At 70.3% G+C, this 19,407-nt stretch carries 21 protein-coding genes; 13 read left to right on the top strand and 8 right to left on the bottom strand.

The annotated features are described in order from the left end of the window. Both ACFWYW_RS01880 and ACFWYW_RS01875 read right to left on the bottom strand, forming a co-directional pair. A complete protein-coding gene (locus tag ACFWYW_RS01880; RefSeq protein WP_379609128.1) occupies positions 1–291 on the bottom strand; it encodes an ATP/GTP-binding protein in 291 nt (96 codons plus the stop codon). Then, on the bottom strand, positions 288–1,736 hold the full coding sequence (locus ACFWYW_RS01875; protein ID WP_379609126.1) for a 3-hydroxyacyl-CoA dehydrogenase family protein: 1,449 nt from the start codon (positions 1,734–1,736) through the stop codon (positions 288–290). Before ACFWYW_RS01875 ends, ACFWYW_RS01880 begins: the two co-directional genes overlap by 4 nt. A gap of 37 nt (positions 1,737–1,773) precedes the next feature. On the opposite strand from ACFWYW_RS01875, the gene nucS reads away from it, so the two are divergent. The 11 genes from nucS to ACFWYW_RS01820 all read left to right on the top strand — a co-directional run bounded on the left by nucS (position 1,774) and on the right by ACFWYW_RS01820 (position 12,361). Then, entirely contained in the window at positions 1,774–2,436 is a 663-nt protein-coding gene (nucS, locus tag ACFWYW_RS01870; RefSeq protein ID WP_379609125.1) for an endonuclease NucS, read from the top strand. Between the two features lie 655 nt (positions 2,437–3,091). Next, complete coding sequence (locus ACFWYW_RS01865; protein WP_379609124.1) at positions 3,092–3,625, top strand: hypothetical protein; 534 nt, start codon at positions 3,092–3,094, stop codon at positions 3,623–3,625. A 66-nt stretch (positions 3,626–3,691) separates the two neighbouring features. Then, positions 3,692–4,990 carry a carotenoid oxygenase family protein gene (locus tag ACFWYW_RS01860; RefSeq protein ID WP_379609122.1) on the top strand — a complete coding sequence of 433 codons (1,299 nt, stop codon included), beginning with the start codon at positions 3,692–3,694 and terminating at the stop codon, positions 4,988–4,990. A 5-nt stretch (positions 4,991–4,995) separates the two neighbouring features. Then, positions 4,996–5,562: a GNAT family N-acetyltransferase gene (locus ACFWYW_RS01855; RefSeq protein ID WP_379609121.1), complete on the top strand. Its 567-nt coding sequence runs from the start codon at positions 4,996–4,998 to the stop codon at positions 5,560–5,562. A gap of 67 nt (positions 5,563–5,629) precedes the next feature. Further along, complete coding sequence (locus ACFWYW_RS01850) at positions 5,630–6,451, top strand: ABC transporter ATP-binding protein (protein ID WP_379609120.1); 822 nt, start codon at positions 5,630–5,632, stop codon at positions 6,449–6,451. Further along, entirely contained in the window at positions 6,448–7,230 is a 783-nt protein-coding gene (locus tag ACFWYW_RS01845) for an ABC transporter permease (RefSeq protein ID WP_379609119.1), read from the top strand. Before ACFWYW_RS01850 ends, ACFWYW_RS01845 begins: the two co-directional genes overlap by 4 nt. After that, on the top strand, positions 7,188–8,372 hold the full coding sequence (locus ACFWYW_RS01840) for a sensor histidine kinase (protein WP_379609118.1): 1,185 nt from the start codon (positions 7,188–7,190) through the stop codon (positions 8,370–8,372). The genes ACFWYW_RS01845 and ACFWYW_RS01840 overlap by 43 nt, the downstream gene beginning before the upstream one ends. Continuing rightward, positions 8,369–8,986, top strand: a complete 618-nt coding sequence (locus ACFWYW_RS01835) for a response regulator (RefSeq protein WP_379609117.1) — start codon at positions 8,369–8,371, stop codon at positions 8,984–8,986. The genes ACFWYW_RS01840 and ACFWYW_RS01835 overlap by 4 nt, the downstream gene beginning before the upstream one ends. Positions 8,987–9,016: 30 nt before the next feature. Continuing rightward, on the top strand, positions 9,017–10,489 hold the full coding sequence (locus ACFWYW_RS01830; RefSeq protein WP_379609116.1) for an aldehyde dehydrogenase family protein: 1,473 nt from the start codon (positions 9,017–9,019) through the stop codon (positions 10,487–10,489). Positions 10,490–10,633: 144 nt separating this feature from the next. After that, positions 10,634–11,176, top strand: a complete 543-nt coding sequence (locus tag ACFWYW_RS01825) for a TetR/AcrR family transcriptional regulator (RefSeq protein WP_379609115.1) — start codon at positions 10,634–10,636, stop codon at positions 11,174–11,176. A gap of 261 nt (positions 11,177–11,437) precedes the next feature. Beyond that, positions 11,438–12,361, top strand: a complete 924-nt coding sequence (locus tag ACFWYW_RS01820; protein ID WP_379609114.1) for a hypothetical protein — start codon at positions 11,438–11,440, stop codon at positions 12,359–12,361. Between the two features lie 34 nt (positions 12,362–12,395). On the opposite strand, the gene ACFWYW_RS01815 is transcribed toward ACFWYW_RS01820, so the two are convergent. The 4 genes from ACFWYW_RS01815 to ACFWYW_RS01800 form a co-directional block, all read right to left on the bottom strand. Beyond that, positions 12,396–12,713 (bottom strand): STAS domain-containing protein, encoded by a 318-nt coding sequence (locus ACFWYW_RS01815; protein ID WP_379609113.1) that lies wholly within the window; start codon positions 12,711–12,713, stop codon positions 12,396–12,398. A gap of 89 nt (positions 12,714–12,802) precedes the next feature. After that, on the bottom strand, positions 12,803–13,960 hold the full coding sequence (locus ACFWYW_RS01810; protein ID WP_379609112.1) for a sensor histidine kinase: 1,158 nt from the start codon (positions 13,958–13,960) through the stop codon (positions 12,803–12,805). Then, positions 13,961–15,070, bottom strand: a complete 1,110-nt coding sequence (locus tag ACFWYW_RS01805; RefSeq protein ID WP_379609111.1) for an ABC transporter permease — start codon at positions 15,068–15,070, stop codon at positions 13,961–13,963. It abuts the gene before it with no gap. Beyond that, positions 15,067–15,942: an ABC transporter ATP-binding protein gene (locus tag ACFWYW_RS01800; RefSeq protein WP_379609110.1), complete on the bottom strand. Its 876-nt coding sequence runs from the start codon at positions 15,940–15,942 to the stop codon at positions 15,067–15,069. The genes ACFWYW_RS01805 and ACFWYW_RS01800 overlap by 4 nt, the downstream gene beginning before the upstream one ends. Positions 15,943–16,148: 206 nt before the next feature. On the opposite strand from ACFWYW_RS01800, the gene ACFWYW_RS01795 reads away from it, so the two are divergent. Together ACFWYW_RS01795 and ACFWYW_RS01790 are read left to right on the top strand one after the other, a co-directional pair. After that, positions 16,149–17,996 carry a hypothetical protein gene (locus tag ACFWYW_RS01795; RefSeq protein WP_379609109.1) on the top strand — a complete coding sequence of 616 codons (1,848 nt, stop codon included), beginning with the start codon at positions 16,149–16,151 and terminating at the stop codon, positions 17,994–17,996. A gap of 12 nt (positions 17,997–18,008) precedes the next feature. Continuing rightward, positions 18,009–18,599, top strand: a complete 591-nt coding sequence (locus ACFWYW_RS01790; RefSeq protein WP_379609108.1) for a cob(I)yrinic acid a,c-diamide adenosyltransferase — start codon at positions 18,009–18,011, stop codon at positions 18,597–18,599. On the opposite strand, the gene ACFWYW_RS01785 is transcribed toward ACFWYW_RS01790, so the two are convergent. After that, positions 18,596–18,970 (bottom strand): DUF2550 domain-containing protein, encoded by a 375-nt coding sequence (locus tag ACFWYW_RS01785; RefSeq protein ID WP_184965940.1) that lies wholly within the window; start codon positions 18,968–18,970, stop codon positions 18,596–18,598. The two genes, ACFWYW_RS01790 and ACFWYW_RS01785, sit on opposite strands and share 4 nt — an antisense overlap. Positions 18,971–18,986: 16 nt before the next feature. Further along, positions 18,987–19,388, bottom strand: coding sequence for a F0F1 ATP synthase subunit epsilon (locus ACFWYW_RS01780; RefSeq protein ID WP_184965942.1), 402 nt, complete (start codon positions 19,386–19,388; stop codon positions 18,987–18,989). Positions 19,389–19,407 lie beyond the last annotated feature (19 nt).

Raw genomic sequence — 19,407 nt, 5'->3', positions numbered from 1 at the left:
TCAGTAACGGCTACGGCCGGGACCGCGGTCCAGTCTCTTGCGCCAGCAGGCCGTGTGCCAGTGCCGCCGCTCCTCGTCGCCGCCGGTCCAGTTGGGCCAGCTCACCAGATGCGGCTGGCCCGCCTTGATCTCCTGGTCGCAACCCGGACAGCGGTAGTCCTTGGCGGCTCCGGCACCGCTGAGCATGCGTACCTTCCACTCCCCGTCCGGCCACTCCTCCACCTGGTCGGTGGTGGAGGGGAAGGCGTTGGGGCGGGTCGACTCCTTGCGGCGGGCGCGGCGGGGGCTCATGCGCGCGGGAACGTCTGCAGGCCCGCGGTGACGAGCTGGTCGAGCAGGGGCGCGGGCGCGTAGGACGGCTCGCGGTACTCGGCGTAGAGGGCGCGCAGGCCGTCGCGCACCTCCCGCGGCCCGATGCTCTCGATCATCTCGAACGGCCCCGCCGGATAACCGCAGCCCAGCCGCATGGCGTTGTCGATGTCCGCGATCGAGGCGTAGCCGGACTCGTGCATCCTGACCGCGTCGTTGAGATAGGGGAAGAGCAGGGCCTCGACCACGAAGCCCGCCCGGTCCCGGCAGGGCACCGGGGCCAGGCCGAGCACGGTCATCAGGCCGACGGCCGCGGTGGTCGCCGACGGGGCGGTGAGCACGGTCGAGACGACTTCCGCGACGCTCTGGCCCACGAGGTGGATGCCCACCACGCGGGACGGGTCGGCATGCCGTACGGCGTGCTCGATCACGGGACGCTCACCGAGCCGCAGCACGACGTCGGGCGTGTCGGACTCACCGAAGCCCGCGGCGGCCAGCCGCGCGGCGAGCTCCTCCGCGCCCTCGCCGCGGACCAGGACCCGGGTCGCGGACGCCTTGTCCGGCTCGCCGGGAGCGGGCTCCTCGCCGTGGAATCCGCGCCCGCTCTTGCGGCCGAGAAGCCCGGCGGTGACCAGTTCGCGCAGGACGGGGGCGGGCGCGTGGCGCGGGGAGCGCGTCTCGTCGAAGAGCACCCCCATGACCTCGTAGGAGGTGTCGAGCCCGATGAGGTCGAGCAGCGCGAACGGGCCCATCGGCAGCCCGACACCCTTCCTCATCGCCGTGTCGATGTCGTCGCGCGCCGCGACGCCGCGCTCCAGCAGCACCGCGGCCTGGTTGAGGTACGGCAGGAGCAGCCTGTTGACCACGAACCCGGCCCGGTCGCCCACCACCACCGGCGTCTTGCCGAGCGCCCGGGACAGGTCCGCGATCCGCTCCGGCAGCCCGTCGTCCGTCATGACCGTGCCGACCACCTCGACCAGCTTCATGACCGGCGCCGGGTTGAAGAAGTGCATGCCGATCACCTTGCCGGGCCGACCGGTGGCGGCGGCGACGGCGGTCACCGACAGCGACGAGGTGTTGGTGGCCAGCACCGTTTCCGGCTTGCAGATCCGGTCGAGGTCGGCGAACAACGCGATCTTGTACTCGAGGATCTCGGGAATCGCCTCCACCACCAGATCGGCGTCGGCGAGATCCTCGCGCGCGGTGGTGAGCGTGATCCGCCCCAAAATCGCCGCACGCTCCTCGGCGCTCAGCCGCCCCTTGTCCAGGGCCCGGCCGGTGGACCTCTCCAGGTGCCCGCGACCCCGCGCGAGCGCCTCGGGATCGGCCTCGACGCCGATCACCCGTATCCCCGCACGCGCGAACACCTCGGCGATCCCCGCACCCATCGTGCCGAGACCGACCACTCCCACCTTTTCAAACGCCATGCCCCCCAGTTTTCCAGAGCCGGTAGGGTGGGCCGTCATGCGGCTGGTCATCGCGCGATGCAGCGTGGATTACATAGGACGGCTCACGGCGCACCTGCCGATGGCGCCGAGGCTGATCATGATCAAGGCGGACAACAGCGTGAGCATCCACGCCGACGACCGCGCCTTCAAGCCGCTCAACTGGATGAACCCGCCCTGCAAGCTCAAGGAGGACGGCGACACCTGGACCGTCACCCACGGCAAGACGGGCGAGAAGCTGGTCCTGACGATGGAGGAGATCCTCCACGACTTCTCCCACGAACTGGGCGTGGACCCCGGCCTGATCAAGGACGGGGTGGAGGCGCACCTGCAGGAACTCCTGGCCGAGCACATCACGACGCTGGGCGACGGGTACTCGCTGATCCGCCGGGAGTACATGACGGCGATCGGGCCGGTGGACATCCTGTGCCGGGACTCCGCGGGCGCGACGGTCGCGGTGGAGATCAAGCGGCGCGGCGAGATCGACGGGGTGGAACAGCTGACCCGCTACCTCGAACTCCTGAACCGCGACCCGCTGCTGTCGCCGGTGCGCGGGGTGTTCGCGGCCCAGGAGATCAAACCCCAGGCCCGGGTGCTGGCGACGGACCGCGGAATCAACTGCGTCACCCTGGACTACGACGCGCTGCGCGGCATCGAACCCGAAAACCCCACCCTCTTCTAGCCCGACGGAGCAACGGGGCCGCTGCGCGGGCAACGGTCCTCACGAGGGCGCTACGCGCCGGGGGCGCTCGGGCTCCCCTCAGCGGGGGGCCAAGCCCCACCACCCCCGGCCGGGGGCCCACCCCCGGACCCCCGCGCGTTGCCCAGCAGGTCGGCGAAAGACCCTTGGCCGACGCACCGGCGTTGGGCCAAAAGCCGGCACCCGATCGGGATGGGCGCGCGGCCGACCGGGCAGAGCCTGTGCGACTCCGCCAGGCCGTGCAGGACGCGGAGCAGGCACCCGGCCCCGGAGCCCAGAACCGAATGGCTAGTCCTGCTTGTTCTGTGCTGCTCAACACACCCGGCGCTCCGGCGAGCCAGATGCGCCGTCGGGCTTCAGTGTGAGGACACGCCAGTCAGTGCGTAGTTGACGCCGACGGCGACCGCCAGGGGCGGCGAGGGCGGTGGCGAGATCGACCCGCTGCCAAGCTCCCGGCTTCTCCGCGCCACTGTCGGATGGAGAGCGATCTCGCAGGTGTTGTCGGACGCGAAGTACAACGCGGTTCCGAAATCCCCGATCTTCACGACACCCAGGCAAGACAAGACGGGCTTCTGAATTTCTTCACCGGGGTCAATCAACTCCTCGCCTACGCGAGGCAGTACACGCAGCGGTGGCGGTGAGCGTGCTGCAGCCGCTGGCCACGAAGGCCCGGCAGTTCAAGGTGGTCACGCAGGCCTTCCCGGTCCTCAACAGCCTGGCGTGCGTGTCGTACTGGGTGTACGTGGCCCCCGACGTCATGGGCCAGATCCAGGACCTGAAGGACCAGAAGTGGTGGGCCATCACCAACCAGGCCATCACCGATCTCATGGTCGTGAAGTCGCTCGTGGACCTGGGCGTCGGGCTGACCGCGCGGGACTCGGGCGCGAGCAAGGTCTGGGGCCCGGCGTCTCCCTGGGTGGACTTCGGCGCGAACATCCTGTGGGAGGTGCCGACCATCGCCGCGACCGTCGATGAGGAGAACCAGAACACGATCGGCGTTCTCAACGGCTGGGCCGGGACCTGTTTCGACGGCAGCGGCGTCCTGTCGCCGTTGCTGGCCGACGATGAGGAGCCCGTCACCTGGGGCATCGCGGTCGGCGCCGCGACCCTGTTCAACCTCGCCTACGGCTCGATGTCCTGCGCGGCCGGATCTCTGACGGCCCAATCCTGATATTCCATCATTGACAGGTCATACATGAAGCTTCTATGTTCGACCTATCAAGATTGGAGTATCGGCATGGAAAAGGCCTACCTGACCGGCTATCTGGCTCCCGTTCCCGATGAGATCGACGCCTACGACCTTCCGGTGGAGGGCGCGTTGCCACCCGAGCTCACCGGGCGCTACTTCCGCAACGGCCCCAACCCGCGGCCCGGCGAGGACCCCGGCCACTGGTTCGCCGGCCACGGGATGATCCACGGCATCCGCCTGCGCGACGGCCGGGCCGAGTGGTACCGGAATCGGTGGGTGCGGACCACGACGTTCACCGACGGGACCGATCTGGTCAGCGACAAGGGTGTCGATCTGACCGCCACCCAGGCCAACACCCACGTGATCGGGCACGACGGCCGCATCTTCGCGCTGATCGAGGTCGGCCTGCCGTACGAGATGACGCCCGAGCTCGACACGGTCGGGCCGGTCGACTTCCAGGGGAAGCTGGCGACGGCGATGACCGCGCACCCCAAGCAGGACCCGATCACCCGCGAGCTGCACTTCTTCGGTTACGGGTTCTTCCCGCCCTTCCTGACCTACCACCGGCTGTCGGCGGGGGGTGAGCTGGTGGAGACGAAGGAGATCGAGGTTCCGGGCTCGACGATGATGCACGACTTCGCGATCACCGAGAACTACCTGGTCTGGCTGGACCTTCCGGTCACCTTCAATCTGGACCGCGGCATGGGCATGCCCTACGCCTTCGACGAGGGGTACGGCGCGCGGATCGGGCTGACGCCGCGGGCGGGCGGGCTGACGCGGTGGTTCGAGGTGGACCTGTGCTACGCGTTCCATGTCGGCAACGCCTGGGAGGACTCCGAGGGCCGCGTGGTGCTCACCGCCGCACGCTACACCGCCGACGTCTTCGTCAAGCTGTGGGAGCACATCGCCGGCCAGGCCGACGCCGCCCGCCACGCCGCGGGCACGATCAGCGCCTCCCTGTACAGCTGGACGCTCGACCCGGCCACGGGCAAGGTGTCGGAGGAGCCGCTGGACGACCGCAACGTCGAGTTCCCCACGCTGAACGAGGACCGGCTCGGGCTCGGCAGCCGCTACCTCTACACGGTCGGCGACGACCAGATCATCAAGTACGACCACCAGAGCGGCGGCGCCTCCGCCCTGGCGACGGGCGGCGCCACCGGGGAGGCGGTGTTCGTGCCGGCCGAGGGCGCGCGGGCCGAGGACGAGGGCTGGCTGCTGTCGATCGTCACCTCGGGCGAGGCCTCGCGCCTGCTCGTGGCCGACGCGCGCGATCTTTCGGAGGTAGCGTCGGTACGGCTGCCGCGACGGGTCCCCGCCGGCTTCCACGGATCCTGGCTGGAGGACTGAGCTTCATGGAGATCGTGACCGCGGACAAGACGAGCGGTATGGAGGAGATCGGCGAGATGCTCGGACGGGCGTTCGCCGACGACCCGGTGATGGAGTGGATGATGCCGCGGGCCGCGGACCGGCCCGGGATGTTCGTGGCGACCGCCCGCTACATGCATGACGTGGTGGAGGTGGCCCGCGACGGGAGCGGCGCGGTGACCGGGGCGGCGATCTGGGACCCGCCCGGCTTCACGCCCGACCTGGAGGCGGGCGGGCCCGTGCTGCTGGAGGTGATGGGCGACCGGGTGGTGTACGGCATGCGACTGGAGGAGGCGTTCGCCGAACACCGCCCGAAGGAGCCGCACTGGTATCTCGCCCAGATCGGTACCGACCCGGCGGTCCAGGGCACCGGCGTGGGCGGGGCGCTGCTGCGTTCCGGGCTGGCCCGGTGCGCGGGGCTGCCGGTCTACCTGGAGAGCAGCAAGGAGGCGAACATCCCGATCTACGAGCGGTTCGGCTTCTCGGTGACCGGGGAGATCAAGCTGCCCGACGGCCCGGTGGTGTGGGGGATGCTGCGCCCGGCCGTCCTCTGAACGGAGGACAACGGGGTCGATCACCCGAAGGTGTCGCGGGTCCGGCCATATCCGGACCCTTGACTCCATGGAGACCGCAGTGCACGTCCGCGGACTCGCCAAGCGCTACGGCGCGTTGGAGGCGGTCCGCGGCATCGATCTGGACATCCACCGGGGCGAGACCTTCGCCCTTCTCGGCCCCAACGGCGCGGGCAAGTCGACCACGATAGAAATCCTCGAAGGGCTCAGGAAGCGCGACGGCGGCGAGGTCGGCGTCCTGGGCGCCGACCCGCACCGGCCGACCCGCGCCTGGCGGGCCCGTGTGGGCATCGTCCCCCAGACGGCAGGCGACGTGGCCGAGATCTCGGTACGCGAGGTCGTCACCCACTTCGCCCGCTTCTACCCGGACCCGGCCAACCCCGACGAGGTCATCGACCGGGTGGGGCTGGCCGAGAAGGCGAAGGCGCGCGTGGCCAAGCTCTCCGGCGGCCAGCGCCGCCGCCTCGACGTGGCACTGGGCCTGATCGGCAACCCGGAGCTGCTCTTCCTGGACGAGCCGACCACCGGCTTCGACCCGGAGGCCCGCCGCCGCTTCTGGGAGCTGATCAGGAACCTGGAGGACACCACGATCCTGCTCACCACGCACTACCTCGACGAGGCCGAGGAACTGGCCGACCGGGTGGCGGTGATCGCGGGCGGGCGGATCGTGGCCGAGGGCACGCCGCGTACCCTCGGCGGGCGCGCGAGCGACGAGGCCACGGTCACGTGGGCGGACGGCGAGAAGCGCACGGCCACGCCGACCAAAACGGTCGCCGAGCTCATGAGCCGCTACGACGGCGAGATCCCCGAACTGCGCGTCACCCGGCCCACTCTGGAGGACGTCTACCTCCGCCTGCTGGAGGAGTCATGATCGCGCTGTCGAGAGCCGCCTTCGAGCTCAAGATCTTCTTCCGCGCCCGAGACCAGGTCGTCTTCACCTTCGCCTTCCCGATCGTGCTGCTGGTGCTGTTCAGCGCGATCTTCGCCGGGACCTTGGAAGGAACGCACGTCACGGTCTCGCAGCTCTACGCGGCGGCGCTGATCAGCGCGGGCATTTTCAGCGTCAGCTTCCAGAACCTCGCCATCAGCATCGCGGTCGAGCGTGAGGAGGGCGGGCTCAAGCGGCTGGCGGGCACGCCGATGCCGAAGAGCTCGTACTTCGCCGGGAAGGTGCTGAGCGTCCTGGTCATCGCGGCCATCGAGGTGGCGCTGCTGCTGGCCGTGGCGGTGTTCCTGTACGACCTGGAGCTGCCCGCCGACCTGGTCGGCTGGCTGACCTTCTCCTGGGTGCTGGTCCTGGGGCTGGCGGCCGGCGGCCTGCTGGGGATCGCGGCCAGCAGCCTGCCCAGCTCGGCCAAGTCCGCGGCGGCGGTGATCACGCTTCCGTTCGTGGTGCTGCAGTTCATCTCCGGGATCTACATCCCCTTCACCGAGCTGCCGCCGTGGCTCATCGACGTCGCCTCGGTCTTCCCGCTGAGGTGGGTGGCCCAGGGCTTCCGCTCGGTGTTCATCGGCGACGGCGGGGTGGCGCTGGAGCTGGCCAGGTCGTATGAATTGGGCAAGGTCGCCCTGGTGCTGGGCGCGTGGACGGTCGGAGGCCTGGCGCTGTGCCTGATGACGTTCCGGTGGAAGAGCCGCCGCGACGGCTGAGCTCCGCGGGCCCCAACGTCTGGGAGAGCCTGCGCGGCTGGGAGTTGCTGCTCGTCGTCACCACGCTGATCCCGGTGGTGTTCGCGCTGGCCGGCGACTTCTCGGTCAGGGAGAAGGCGATCGTGGCCGGCTGCCTGCTGGCCACGATCCCGCTCTACGTGTTCGTCGGCCGGCCGGGCATCCTCGCGGAGGACCGGCGCAGGAGCGTGCTCTACGTGGCGCTGCTGGTCGTGCTGTTCACCCCGGCCGCGCTGACGATCCCCGCGATCTCGTTCTCGCTGTTCGGGCTCTGCTCCATGTGCTACCTGGCGCTGCCCGCCAAAGAGGCGACGATCGCCAGCATCGTCTTGTGGACGGGCCCGGCGATCACGGTGGCCGACCGGGAGGACCCGCTGGGCTCGGCCTTCAACCTGATCGTGGTCATGACGGTCGTGGTGTTCTTCTCCTGGACCATGGGGCTGTGGATCGAGCGGATCACCAAGCAGAGCAAGGAGCGAGCGGCGCTGATCGAGGAACTTGAGGCGAGCAGGGCCGAGGTGGCCAGGCTCTCGGCCGAGCGCGGGGCGCAGGCCGAGCGCGAGCGGCTGGCCGGGGAGATCCACGACACGCTGGCCCAGGGGTTCACCAGCATCATCATGCTCGTGCGGGCGGCGCAGCGGCAGCCGGATCCGGCCCGGCATCTGGCGCTGGCCGTACGGACGGCGCAGGAGAACCTGGCCGAGGCGCGCGCGTTCCTGTCGGCGCTCGCGCCCGCGCCGCTCGACGACGCCTCGCTCGTCGAGGCGTTACGGCGGATCACCGAGCGGATGGGCGACGAGATCGGGATCGGCGCGCGCTTCGAGGCGTGCGGCGCGGCGCGGCCGCTGGCCACCCGCACCGACGTGGTGCTCATCCGCGCGCTGCAGGAAGGGCTGGCCAACGTGCGCAAGCACGCCGCCGCGCGGGACGTGCGCGTGGCTCTGGAGTACGGCGAGCGGCAGGTACGCCTGAGCGTGGCCGACGACGGAAGAGGATTCCGGGAGGAGAGCGTCGGCTTCGGCCTGCGTACCATGCGCGGCAGGGTCGAGCAGGCGGGCGGCACGCTGACGCTCACCAGCACGCCGGGCGCGGGGACGACGCTGACCGTGGAGGTGCCGGCGTGATCAAGCTCCTGATCGTGGACGACCATCCGGTGGTCAGGGAGGGCCTGCGCGGCATGCTGGACGGCGACCCCGGCCTCGACGTGGTCGGCGCCGCCTCCTCCGGCGACGAGGCGGTCGTGCGGGCCCGTGAGATGGCCCCCGACGTGGTGCTCATGGACCTGCGCATGCCCGGCGGCGACGGCGTGAGCGCGACCGGCCGCATCCTGGCGGACCGCCCGGGGGTCCGGGTGATCGTGCTGACGACGTACGAGAGTGACCAGGACATCGTGCGCGCGGTCGAGGCCGGCGCGGCGGGCTACCTGCTGAAGGACACCAGCGCCGAGGACCTGGTGGCGGCCGTTTACGCGGCGGCCAGGGGCGAGACTGTGCTGTCGCCGTCGGTGGCGACCAAGCTGGTGACGCGGATGCGCGGCCCGGTGCAGCAGGCACTGACGCCGCGTGAGGCGGAGGTGCTGGCGCTGGTGGCGCGCGGGCTGACCAACGCCGAGGTGGGCCGCCGGTTGTTCATCAGCGAGACCACGGTGAAGACGCACCTGCTGCGGATCTTCGGCAAGCTCGGCGTCTCCGACCGTACGGCGGCGGTCACGACGGCCATGGAGCGCGGTCTGTTGTAAGCGTTGATTTACCGGCTTATCGTGGCGGCCATGACGACGCTGACGTTCGACTCCCTGAACCCCGCGACCGGCACGGTCGTGGGCAGCCATCCCAAGCAGGGCCAGGAGGCGGTCCACGCCGCCGTCGGCCGCGCGGAGGAGGCGGCCGCCTGGTGGGCGGGCCTGGGCGCGGCCGAACGGCGCCGCCGGCTGCTCGACTACAAGGCCGTCATCACGCAGAACCTCAGGCAGCTGGCCACGCTCGTCCACGAGGAGACCGGCAAGCCGGTGGGCGACGCCACGCTGGAGATCGTGCTGGCGATCACCCACATCGACTGGGCGGCGCGCAACGCGGCCAAGGTGCTCGGCCGCCGCCGGGTCTCCCCCGGCATGGTCGGCCTGAACCTGGCCGCCACGCTGGAGTACCTGCCGCTGGGCGTCGTCGGCGTGATCGGCCCGTGGAACTACCCGGTCTTCACGCCGATGGGCTCGATCGCGTACGCGCTCGCGGCCGGCAACGCGGTCGTCTTCAAGCCCAGTGAACTCACCCCCGGCGTCGGGGTACGGCTGGCCGAACTGTTCGCCGAGTCGGTACCCGAGCACCCGGTCCTGCAGACGGTGACCGGCCTGGGCGAGACCGGCGCGGCCCTGGCGGGCGATCCGAGGGTCAAGAAGATCGCCTTCACCGGCTCGACCGCCACCGCCAAGCGGGTCATGGCGGCCTGCGCGCAGAACCTCACGCCGATCGTGGCCGAGTGCGGCGGCAAGGACGCCTTCATCGTGGACGCCGACGCCGACCTGAAGGCGGCGGCCGACGCGTGCCTCTGGGGCGCGCTGTCCAACGCCGGCCAGACCTGCGTGGGCGTGGAGCGGGTCTACGTGGTGGACGCGGTGTACGAGCCGTTCATGCGGGAGCTGGCCGAGCGGGCGAGCACGGTCAAGGCGGGCAAGGACTACGGTCCGATCACCATGCCGGGTCAGATGGACATCATCCGCCGGCACATCGACGAAGCCACCAAGTCCGGAAAAGTCGTGACTGGTGGCCCGGAGTCGGTCCGCGCGCCGTTCGTGGACCCGGTCATCGTCGAGGACGTGCCCGAGGACTCCCCCGCCGTGCGCGAGGAGACCTTCGGCCCGACCATCACCGTGCGCCGCACCCGTGACGCGCGGGAGGCGCTGGAGCTCGCCAACGCCTCGGCGTACGGGCTGGCCGGAACGATCTTCTCGAAGAACACCCGCCGGGCCATGGAACTGGCCAGGCTGATGCGCAGCGGAATGACCGCGATCAACTCAGTCATCTCCTTCGCGGGCGTTCCCGCGCTACCCTTCGGTGGGGTCGGTGACTCGGGGTTCGGCCGCATCCACGGCGCCGACGGACTGCGCGAGTTCGCCAGGCCCAAAGCCATCTCACGGCAGCGCTTCGCGATGCCCGGGATGAACCTTACGTCCTTCTCCCGGGGCGCCGACGAGCTTGAGCGGCTGATCAGGCTTGTCACGTTCTTGCACGGACGACGTAAGAGGTGATCTGCGCGCTCTTTCCGAATACAGATCATCCGTCCATAATTATGTGCTCTGGGGGCCACGATCATGTTGGACGGGTGGAATGTGAACCGGTCTTACCGGGGAATGTCGGCTGAGCAAAGGCTGGCAGACAGACGCGAGCGGCTGATGACAGCTGCGTACACGCTCTACGCTAAGCCGGGCTTCTCGGCTACAACGATCGAAAGGCTGTGTTCTGAGGCGCGGATCTCCAACCGGGCGTTCTACGAATGTTTCGGCGGGCGCGAGGAACTCCTTCAGGCGCTCCACGAACGCTGCGTCGAGGAAAGCCTCGCCGTCGTCGCCAAAGCGTTGCAGGATGCGCCTCAGACGCTCGACGGGAGAATCGGCGCGGGAGTGCGCGCCTATATGGAATTCGCCACGGCCGACTGGCGCCGTGCCCGCATCATGCACCTGGAGGTGCGCAGGTCGGGAGATGTGCTGGCGGCATCCCGGCAGCGCGCCGTGGCCTCCTTCGCCAGGCTCGTGGAGGAGGCCTCCGCCGAATTCCCGCAGGCGGCGAAGATCGATCGGCATCTGCTGGCGCTCGGCGTGATTGGAGCGCTGCAAGAACTTCTCATCGAATGGATCCTCGCCGAGGAGCCGAAGGAACTCGAAGAGCTGGTCCAAGTCGCTGTTCACATCTGTGGACGGGCACTCGGTGCGTCGTGAGCATTTGATGACAGACCGTGATTCCATGGCGGAGTGCGCCGGGGGATAATCACGCTAATCGGCATCTGCGTAGCTTTGGGAACGGCGGCGTGCGGCAACGTCACGGCACAACCATTGCCCGGCAGGCTCGGTTTGTCCGCACCCGTCAGCCCTCGGCCCAGCGAAACAAGTACGGGAAAGTCGCCCTCCCCCGGAGGGCGGAGTTCGTGGTGCGCGGAGAACAGCTGCCGCCTGCGCCGGGGAGAACGCCCGCCCCAGTTCGTGGTGATCTCCTTCGACGGGGCGGGGGTGGACGGCCAGGACTGGTTCCCGGTCTTCCGCAGGGCCGCCGAGCGCCACCAGGCCAAGCTGACGTTCTTCCTGTCGGGCGTCTACCTGCTGCCCGCCGACCGGCGCGAGCTGTACCGGCCGCCCGGACGCCCGCGCGGCAGCTCCGACATCGGCTTCCAGCGCCCCTCCAGGATCGCCGGCCAGGCGGCCGAGCTCACCGCCGCCTGGAACTCGGGCCACGAGATCGGCACACACTTCAACGGCCACTTCTGCGGCCCGACCGGCGTCTCCTCGTGGTCGGCCGCCGACTGGCGCAGCGAGATCGACCAGTTCTACGGCCTCGTCGAGAACTGGCGGCGCAACTCCGGCCGCACCGACCTGCCCGAGCTGCCCTTCCACATCCGCGAGGCGGTGTCCGGCGGCCGCACGCCCTGCCTGCAGGGCGATCGCGAGGCGATGTTCACCGCCTTCAAGAAGTACGGCTGGCGCTACGACGCCTCAGGCACCGGCGAGGTCCGCTGGCCGCGCAGGCGCTCGGGGCTGTGGCAGTTCCCGCTGCCCAGCATCCCGCTGCCCGGCAGCACGACGCGCGTACTCGGCATGGACTACAACTTCTTCACCGTGCACAGCGGCGCCCGCAGCGGCGAACGGCACAACTGGCGGCGCTGGCAGCGCCAGACCACCGAGGCCTACGTCGGCGCGGTGCGGCGCTCATTCCGCGGGGATCGCGCCCCGGTCTTCATCGGCAACCACTTCGAGACGTGGAACGGCGGCATCTACATGCGGGCGCTGATCACGCTCATGGAGGAGGTCTGCACGCGTAACGCCGTCAGATGCGTCTCCTTCGAGCAGCTTGCCGGCTGGCTGGACGCCCAGACCCCCGCGACGCTGGCCCGGCTCCGGGCCGAGACGTAGAAACCGAGACGTAGAAGCCGAGACGTAGAACCCGTCAGGCCACCGCGGCGGCGGGCACCTCCACGTGCAGGACCCGGTTCAGCCGGGTCACCGCCAGCACCCGCATGATCCGGGGCGGCACCCGGCGCAGGACCAGGCGGCGTTCCGCGGCGAGCGCGCGCCGATGCGTGCCCACGAGCACCCCGAGGCCGGTGGCGTCGATCATCTCCAGCTTGGAGAGATCCAGGACGAGATCGCCCGTGCCCGAGTCCACCGCGTCGTGCAGCCGCTGGCGCAGCCCCGCCGAGGTCCCGGCGTCCAGCCGGGAGCCGATCCGCACCACCTGGGCCCCAGGCTTACCCCGGACGCGCATGCCACCTCCTCAACCCACGCTCCGCGATGATCGTCACGCAACGTCGCTTTACCCTGCCACAACGGCACTAGTAACAAAGAACTACCCGCTCAGCGAGGCACTACCGCTTTCAGCGTGAATTCCCCATCACCATTCGGCAACGCCGTCAGCTTCCCGCCCACGGCGGCCAGCCGCTCGTTCAGGCCGCTCAGCCCGCTGCCGAGGTCGAGGGCGCGCCTGCGGGCCACGCCGTCGTTGCGGACCTCCAGCGTCGCGTCGTCGCCGGTGAAGCGCAGGGTGATGGCGCAGAATCCGGCCGTGGAGTGCTTGAGCACGTTGGTCACCGCCTCGCGCACCACGTACGCGAAGACCCGGGCCACCTCCGTCGGCACCTCCCGGTAGGGCAGGTTCAGCTCGCACCGCACGCCGGCCGCCTCCAGCACGCTCTTGACGCTCAGCAGTTCCGCGGGCAGATCCAGCTCCCGGTAGCCGCGCACCGCCTCACGCAGCTCGCGCAGCGCCTTCCTGGTCAGGTCGCGGACCTCGGTCATCTCCGCCTTGGCCGCTTCCACGTCGGCGTCGGCCAGCCGTACGGCCAGCTCCGACTTGACCGCGAGCGCGGAGAGCTGATGCCCGACGAGGTCGTGCAGGTCGCGGGCGAAGCGCAACCGCTCCTCGGCGACCGCGAGCTGCGACTGGGCCTCCTTGGCCTCGTGCGCCCTCGCGGCGAGCAGCCAGATCCACACCCACAACCGGTTGGACAGCGGGGCCATCATGCAGATGAGCAGGTAGGTGACGGCGGCCACCGTGATCCCGGCCGCCACCGGGGTGTCCTCGGACACGAAGACCGCCCGCCCGGCCACCGTCCAGAAGGCCGCCAGCGCGGTGACGGCCAGCCAGCTGCCGAGCATCAGCAGGAACATGGTCCGCCGCCGGACCCCCACCACCGCCACCGACAGCCACGCCATCGGGACGAAGCCCCAGCCGGCCACGTCGGCGCCGCTGATCGCGCAGGCGGCGAAGGCCAGGACGCCGGCGGCCACGACGTCCCTGACCGGGTAGCGGCGCTCGAAGACGGCGTCGCTGACGCGCAAATAGAGCCAGCTGAAGGCGACCGCCATGAGCAGCGCGGGCCCGACCTGCCACAGATCCGCCCGCCCGGTAGCCAGCGTGGCGACGGAGTTGAGCAGGATGACCAGCCACATGGCGCCGAGTGTCGAGTTCAGCACCAGGCGGGTCATGCGGCGGGCCCGCGTCAGCTCATCCATCTACTTCGCGCGCAGCACGTCGCCGAGCTTGACCTTGGCCCCGGTACGCAGCACCGCCCGCTCGTAGACCTTGGCGCCGACGGACAGCATGCCGAGCACCGCTCCCACCATCAGCACGGCCGCCAGGGAAACCTCCCACAGGGGCACCTCGGCGGCGGCCAGGCGCACCGGCATGACGATCGAGGAGAAGGGCGGGATGATCGAGACGATCTGCGCCAGCGTGCCGGTCGGCTGGTTGGCGGCGAAGAACCCCACGAGGTAGGTGACCATGATGAGCATGGTCATCGGGGTCAGCGTGTTGCCGACCTCCTCCTGCCGGGAGACCAGGGAGGCCAGGGAGGCGGCCAGCGTGGCGTAGAAGGCGTACCCCAGGATGAACCACACCAGCACCCAGGTCACGATCATCGGCATCCCGGGCGGGAAGTCCATGGCCAGGCCCGAAGCGAACGCGGCCACGAGACCCGCGGCCAGTGTCACGGCCAGGTTGATGACGCCGATCACGCCCAGGCCGACGATCTTGCCGCCGAGCAGTTGCCAGGGCCGCAGCGAGGCGAACAGGATCTCCACGATCCTGCTGCCCTTCTCCTCGACCACGCCCATGGCCACCATCATGGCCTGCCCGATGACCAGCATGAACAACACGATGACCAGCACGGTCGCGATGCCCGCGCGGGCGGCCTGGTAGCGGGTGTCGGCGCCCACCGACTCCATGGCCAGCGGCGGGATGTTCACCCCGGCCGCGCCGAGCCGCGCCTCGCGGTTGACGCTCTGGAGCAGGATGCCGAGCTCGGTCTCGATCTCACCGTCGGTCAGCACCTTCGTGCCGTCCACGAGCACCGCCTCGACGTCGCCGTCGAGCAGCGCCTTCTTGGCGGCCGCGGCGTCGGCGTACTTGCGCCACTCGAACTCGATGTCGGGGGCCGCCGCCTTGAGCGGTAGCTGCTGGGAGTTGACCGTGCCCAGCGTGTAGGAGTCGGGGCCGCCCATGAGCTTGGGGGCGAAGGCGAGGCCGGCCATGATGACCACGGTGACGATCAGGCCGATGATGAAGGCCTTGGTGCGCAGCTGTGTCGAGATCTCCCGACGCGCCACCAGGAGCAGGGAGTTCATGCCACGGCCTCCTTGAAGATCTCGGTGAGGGTGGGGTGCTCGACCCCGAAGTGCTCGACGTGTCCGGCCTTGATGGCGCGGTGCAGGATCTCCTGGTCCTCGCCGGACTCGATGAGCAGCACGTTCCGGTCGCCGGTGACCGTGAGCCGCCCCGGCAGGCCGTCGGCCCAGCCGGGCTGGGCGTCGCGCACGACGACGCGCAGCGTGCTGCTCTCGGCCGCGCGCAGCTCCTCGACGGTGCCGCTGGCCACCATGCGCCCGGCGGAGACGATGCCGACCGCGTCGCACAGCCGCTCCACCAGCTCAAGCTGGTGGCTGGAGAAGATCACCGGCACACCGCCCCTGCACCGCTCCTGCAGCACTCCGGCCAGCGCGTCGACCGCGATCGGGTCCAGGCCGGAGAACGGCTCGTCGAGCACGAGCACCTCGGGGTCGTGCACCAGGGCCACGGCCAGCTGCACGCGCTGCTGGTTGCCCAGGGAGAGCGCCTCGACGGCGTCCGCGCGCCGCTCGGTGAGCGAGAGCCGCTCCAGCAGCTCGTCGGTGGCCTGGCGGGCCTTGGGCTGGCTCAGCCCGTGCAGGCGGCCGAAGTACTCGACCTGCTCGCCGACCCGCATCTTCTGGTAGAGCCCGCGTTCCTCGGGCATGTACCCGAAGTTCCGCCGGTCGGCGGCGCCGAGCGGACGGCCCTGCCAGACGACCTCGCCGGCGTCGGGCCTGAGCACCCCCATGACGATCCGCATGGTGGTCGTCTTCCCGGCGCCGTTGGCGCCGACGAACCCGAACATCTCGCCGGGCCGTACGGCGAAGGCCACCCCGTCCAGGGCGACCTTCTCCGCGTACCGCTTGCGCAGATCCCTTATCTCCAGCATGCGTCCATGGTGCTGGCTGGGCGGTTCATCCAGGTAGTCGTGGAAATCACTGGCTGGAAATGCAAGGTGCGTGCGCTTCGGATGACATTTGTCATCCCGGTGCGCCGCCATGTGGACGCCCTTTGTCGGAAGCCCCCCGGCTGTGGCAGTCTCCGCAGTTGGACGCGCCAGAACGACACCGACCAACCCCTGCCGAGGCCAGCCACATGACCGCCAGTTTCCACCCGGACGGCTTCCCGCTCCGGTTCACCCACCCCGACCTGCCCGGCCACCCCTTCCTCCTGCAGGAGGGCGCCGACCGCTGGCACACGCCAGCCCACCGATGGGGCGGCGGCTTCGCGATCACCTCGCGGGGTTCGGGCCGCTGGAACGCCGCCTCCGGCACCCACGAGCCCGTCCCCGGCCTCACGCTGACGATCGCCAGAACCACCGGCGAGACCGCCCTCACCGAGACCTACACCTGGCTCAACACCGGCGACTCCCCGCTCACGCTCGGCTCGCTGGCCGTCTCCCTGCCGATCAGGGACGTCTACGACGACGCCGAGGACGCGCTCACCCGCGCCTGCCACGCCCACGTCTGGACCGGCGGCGCCTGGTCCTGGGTGCTGGCCCAGCCGATGAGCGGCGAGGGCCCGGTTCTGGGCACGATCGTGCGCGAGGGCGCGCTGTGGGCCTACTCGGTCGAGTCCAGGAACATCGGCTCCGGCTCCAACGTCCGCGGCCACATCCTGCTCCACGTCACCGACCACGCCAGGAACCCCCAGGCGTTCGGCGGGCAGCCCGAGATCGTGCTGGAGCCCGGCCGGGCGTACGTGCTGCGGCTGGAGACGGGCTTCCACGACACCGTCGAGGCGTTCCTGGCCGCGACCCGCCCGCCGGTGGCCATCGACCGGCTGGTCGCCGAGACGGGGCGGACGCTGCGCGTGGGCGACCGGGAGATCACCTCGCACGAGCACGGGGCGCTGCACGTCGAGCTGCCGGGCGGCAGCCGTACCGCGGTGTTGTTCCACCTGCCACGGCGCGAGCTGGTCGAGCGGCGGGTCGCCCGCGTCCTGGCCGACCATCGGCCCCTGCACCTCGACGCGCCGGAACGCCACGCCTTCGTCCCCTACGACAACGCCACCGGCCTCACCCAGCCCACCAACGGCTGGGGCGACTGGACCGACGGCGCCGAGCGGCTGGCCATGCCCACGCTGCTCCAGCAGGCCAGGCTGCGCGGCTGGGGCGACGCGGCGGCGATCGACGAGGCGCTGCACGGCTGGTCGGCCTTCGCCCGCGCCTGGCTGGTGGAGGAGGACGGCACCGTCCGCCGCGGCAGCCACTTCCCCGAGCGCGAGCCGCGCCTGTACAACTTCCCCTGGCTGGCCCACTTCTTCGCCGACCAGTTCAAACTGTACGGCGAGGCCGCCGACCTCGACCTGGCCGCCCGCATCGTCGAACGCGCCTACACCCTGGGCGCCATCGACCACCTGCTGCTCGGCTTCCCCGAGGTGATCCTCCAGGTGGCCGGTCAGCTCGACGAGAACGACCAGCCCGCACGGGCCGCCGGACTGCGCGACTCCCTGGCCAAGCACGCCGCCCACTTCGCCCGCCTCGGCCACGCCCTGCCCAGCCACGAGGTCAACTACGAGCAGTCGATGGTGGCGCCGCTGGTGTCCCTGCTGGCCGCCGACGGCGGCCACCCCGAGGCGCTGGAGCGGGCGCTGCGCTGGCTACGCGCCTTCGGCGGCCCCCAGCCCCACGTACGGCTGCGCGACATCGGCATCCGGCACTGGGACGGCTTCTGGTTCGGCCGCGACCGGCTCTACGGCGACGTCTTCCCGCACTACTGGAGCGTGCTGACCGCGGTGGCCCTGTCCCAGGTGGGCGAGAAGGAGAGGGCCGAGGCCATCTTCCGCGCCAACCTCGTCAACTACACCGCCGACGCCTCGGCCACCTGCGCGTTCGTGATGCCGAGCTGTGTGGAGGGGCTGCCAGCGCACCGGCCCGACCCGCTCGCCAACGACCAGGACTGGGCGCTCACGCTGTGGCTCCGCAGTACCCATGAAGAGTGAGATCCTGGGTCCATGACCCGAGCAGACAAGGACAAACCCGTCGTCCTCTCCAAGATCTACACCCGCACCGGGGACGACGGGACGACCGCGCTCGCCGACATGAGCCGCGCCCCCAAGACCGACCCCCGCCTGGCCGCCTACGCCGACGCGGAGGAGGCCAACGCGGCGATCGGCCTGGCCCTGTCGTTCGGCACGCTGGCGCCGGAGATCGCGCAGGTGCTGGGCCGTGTCCAGAACGAGCTCTTCGACCTGGGCGCCGACCTGGCGACGCCGGTGGTGGCCGAACCGGAGTTCCCGCCGCTGCGGGTCGAGGCGTCCTACGTCGAGTGGCTGGAGGAGCGGTGCGACGCCTTCAACGCCCAGCTCAAACCGCTGCGCAGCTTCATCCTGCCCGGCGGCGACCCCGCCACCGCCCAGCTCCACGTGGCCCGCGTGACGGTCCGCAGGGCCGAACGCACGGCCTGGGCCGCCCTGGAGACGCACGACGACATCAACCCGCTGACCGCCAAGTACCTGAACCGGCTGTCGGACCTGCTGTTCATCCTGTGCAGGATCGCCCACGACGGCTCCGAGATCCTCTGGAAGCCGGGCGGCACCCGCTAGGCGACGTCGAGGTAGGCGCTGGGCGGAGCCGACTCCAGCCACGCCAGGAAGCCCGTCAGGGCGTCCGCGCTCATCGCCAGCGACACCGGGCCGCAGTCGATGGCGTACAGGTCGTCGTCGAGCGGGCGGCGGTCGGAAACGACGAGGCCGCGCCTCGCGATCGCGTGGCGCGGCCTCAGTCGCACTCCGATGAGCGGGATCCAGTGGAGCTCCCCGTCGGCGTAGCGGGCTACCCCGCTGCGCCAGGAGCCGGACCCCTGCCGCAGCCGGCAGGGCACACTCCCGCGCGTGCGCGCGAGCACCAGCCCGCGCAACACGATCAGGGCGGCGAACAGCAGCACACCGATCAATACCGTCAGCGCTGCCGCCATCGCCGCCCCCAAATGATCAGACGTCCTCGCCGGCCGCCTTCAGCCGAGCCCGCGCACGCTTGGCCTCGACTGCCGCGTCGGCATCCTCCTGGTTGCTCTCGATCGAGGCCTGAGCCCGCTCAAGAGCGTCGCGCGCAGCCGCGACGTCGACCTCGGAACCGAGCTCGGCCACCTCGGCGAGCACGGAGACCTCGTCGTCGGCCACGGAGATGAAACCCCCGTGGACCGCGGCGACCAGATCGCCCTCGCCCTCCCGCTTCACGCGCAGCACGCCGCCCTCGACGAGGACGCCGAGAACGGGTGCGTGTTGCGGCATAATACCGATCTCGCCGTCCACGGTCTTGGCAATCACCATGTCGGCCTCGCCCGACCAGATCTCACGCTCTGGCGAGACAACCCCTACGCGTAGCTTGGCCACGTTAGGTTCCCTTCCGGTC

Origin of the sequence: Nonomuraea sp. NPDC059023 (assembly GCF_042740095.1) — a bacterium.
Taxonomy (GTDB): Bacteria; Actinomycetota; Actinomycetes; order Streptosporangiales; family Streptosporangiaceae; genus Nonomuraea.
The sequence above is the reverse complement of the archived record's forward strand: the minus strand, read 5'-3'. Positions and strand labels throughout refer to the sequence as shown.

Excerpts from the sequence above, each read along its gene's own strand:
- ACFWYW_RS01810 (WP_379609112.1), bottom strand. The coding sequence starts at position 13,960 with ATGGATGAGCTGACGCGGGCCCGCCGCATGACCCGCCTGGTGCTGAAC.
- ACFWYW_RS01800 (WP_379609110.1), bottom strand. The coding sequence starts at position 15,942 with ATGCTGGAGATAAGGGATCTGCGCAAGCGGTACGCGGAGAAGGTCGCC.
- ACFWYW_RS01860 (WP_379609122.1), top strand. The coding sequence starts at position 3,692 with ATGGAAAAGGCCTACCTGACCGGCTATCTGGCTCCCGTTCCCGATGAG.
- ACFWYW_RS01790 (WP_379609108.1), top strand. The coding sequence starts at position 18,009 with ATGACCCGAGCAGACAAGGACAAACCCGTCGTCCTCTCCAAGATCTAC.
- ACFWYW_RS01805 (WP_379609111.1), bottom strand. The coding sequence starts at position 15,070 with ATGAACTCCCTGCTCCTGGTGGCGCGTCGGGAGATCTCGACACAGCTG.
- ACFWYW_RS01845 (WP_379609119.1), top strand. The coding sequence starts at position 6,448 with ATGATCGCGCTGTCGAGAGCCGCCTTCGAGCTCAAGATCTTCTTCCGC.
- ACFWYW_RS01850 (WP_379609120.1), top strand. The coding sequence starts at position 5,630 with ATGGAGACCGCAGTGCACGTCCGCGGACTCGCCAAGCGCTACGGCGCG.
- nucS (WP_379609125.1), top strand. The coding sequence starts at position 1,774 with ATGCGGCTGGTCATCGCGCGATGCAGCGTGGATTACATAGGACGGCTC.
- ACFWYW_RS01855 (WP_379609121.1), top strand. The coding sequence starts at position 4,996 with ATGGAGATCGTGACCGCGGACAAGACGAGCGGTATGGAGGAGATCGGC.
- ACFWYW_RS01785 (WP_184965940.1), bottom strand. The coding sequence starts at position 18,970 with ATGGCGGCAGCGCTGACGGTATTGATCGGTGTGCTGCTGTTCGCCGCC.
- ACFWYW_RS01825 (WP_379609115.1), top strand. The coding sequence starts at position 10,634 with ATGACAGCTGCGTACACGCTCTACGCTAAGCCGGGCTTCTCGGCTACA.
- ACFWYW_RS01795 (WP_379609109.1), top strand. The coding sequence starts at position 16,149 with ATGACCGCCAGTTTCCACCCGGACGGCTTCCCGCTCCGGTTCACCCAC.
- ACFWYW_RS01880 (WP_379609128.1), bottom strand. The coding sequence starts at position 291 with ATGAGCCCCCGCCGCGCCCGCCGCAAGGAGTCGACCCGCCCCAACGCC.
- ACFWYW_RS01875 (WP_379609126.1), bottom strand. The coding sequence starts at position 1,736 with ATGGCGTTTGAAAAGGTGGGAGTGGTCGGTCTCGGCACGATGGGTGCG.
- ACFWYW_RS01815 (WP_379609113.1), bottom strand. The coding sequence starts at position 12,713 with ATGCGCGTCCGGGGTAAGCCTGGGGCCCAGGTGGTGCGGATCGGCTCC.
- ACFWYW_RS01830 (WP_379609116.1), top strand. The coding sequence starts at position 9,017 with ATGACGACGCTGACGTTCGACTCCCTGAACCCCGCGACCGGCACGGTC.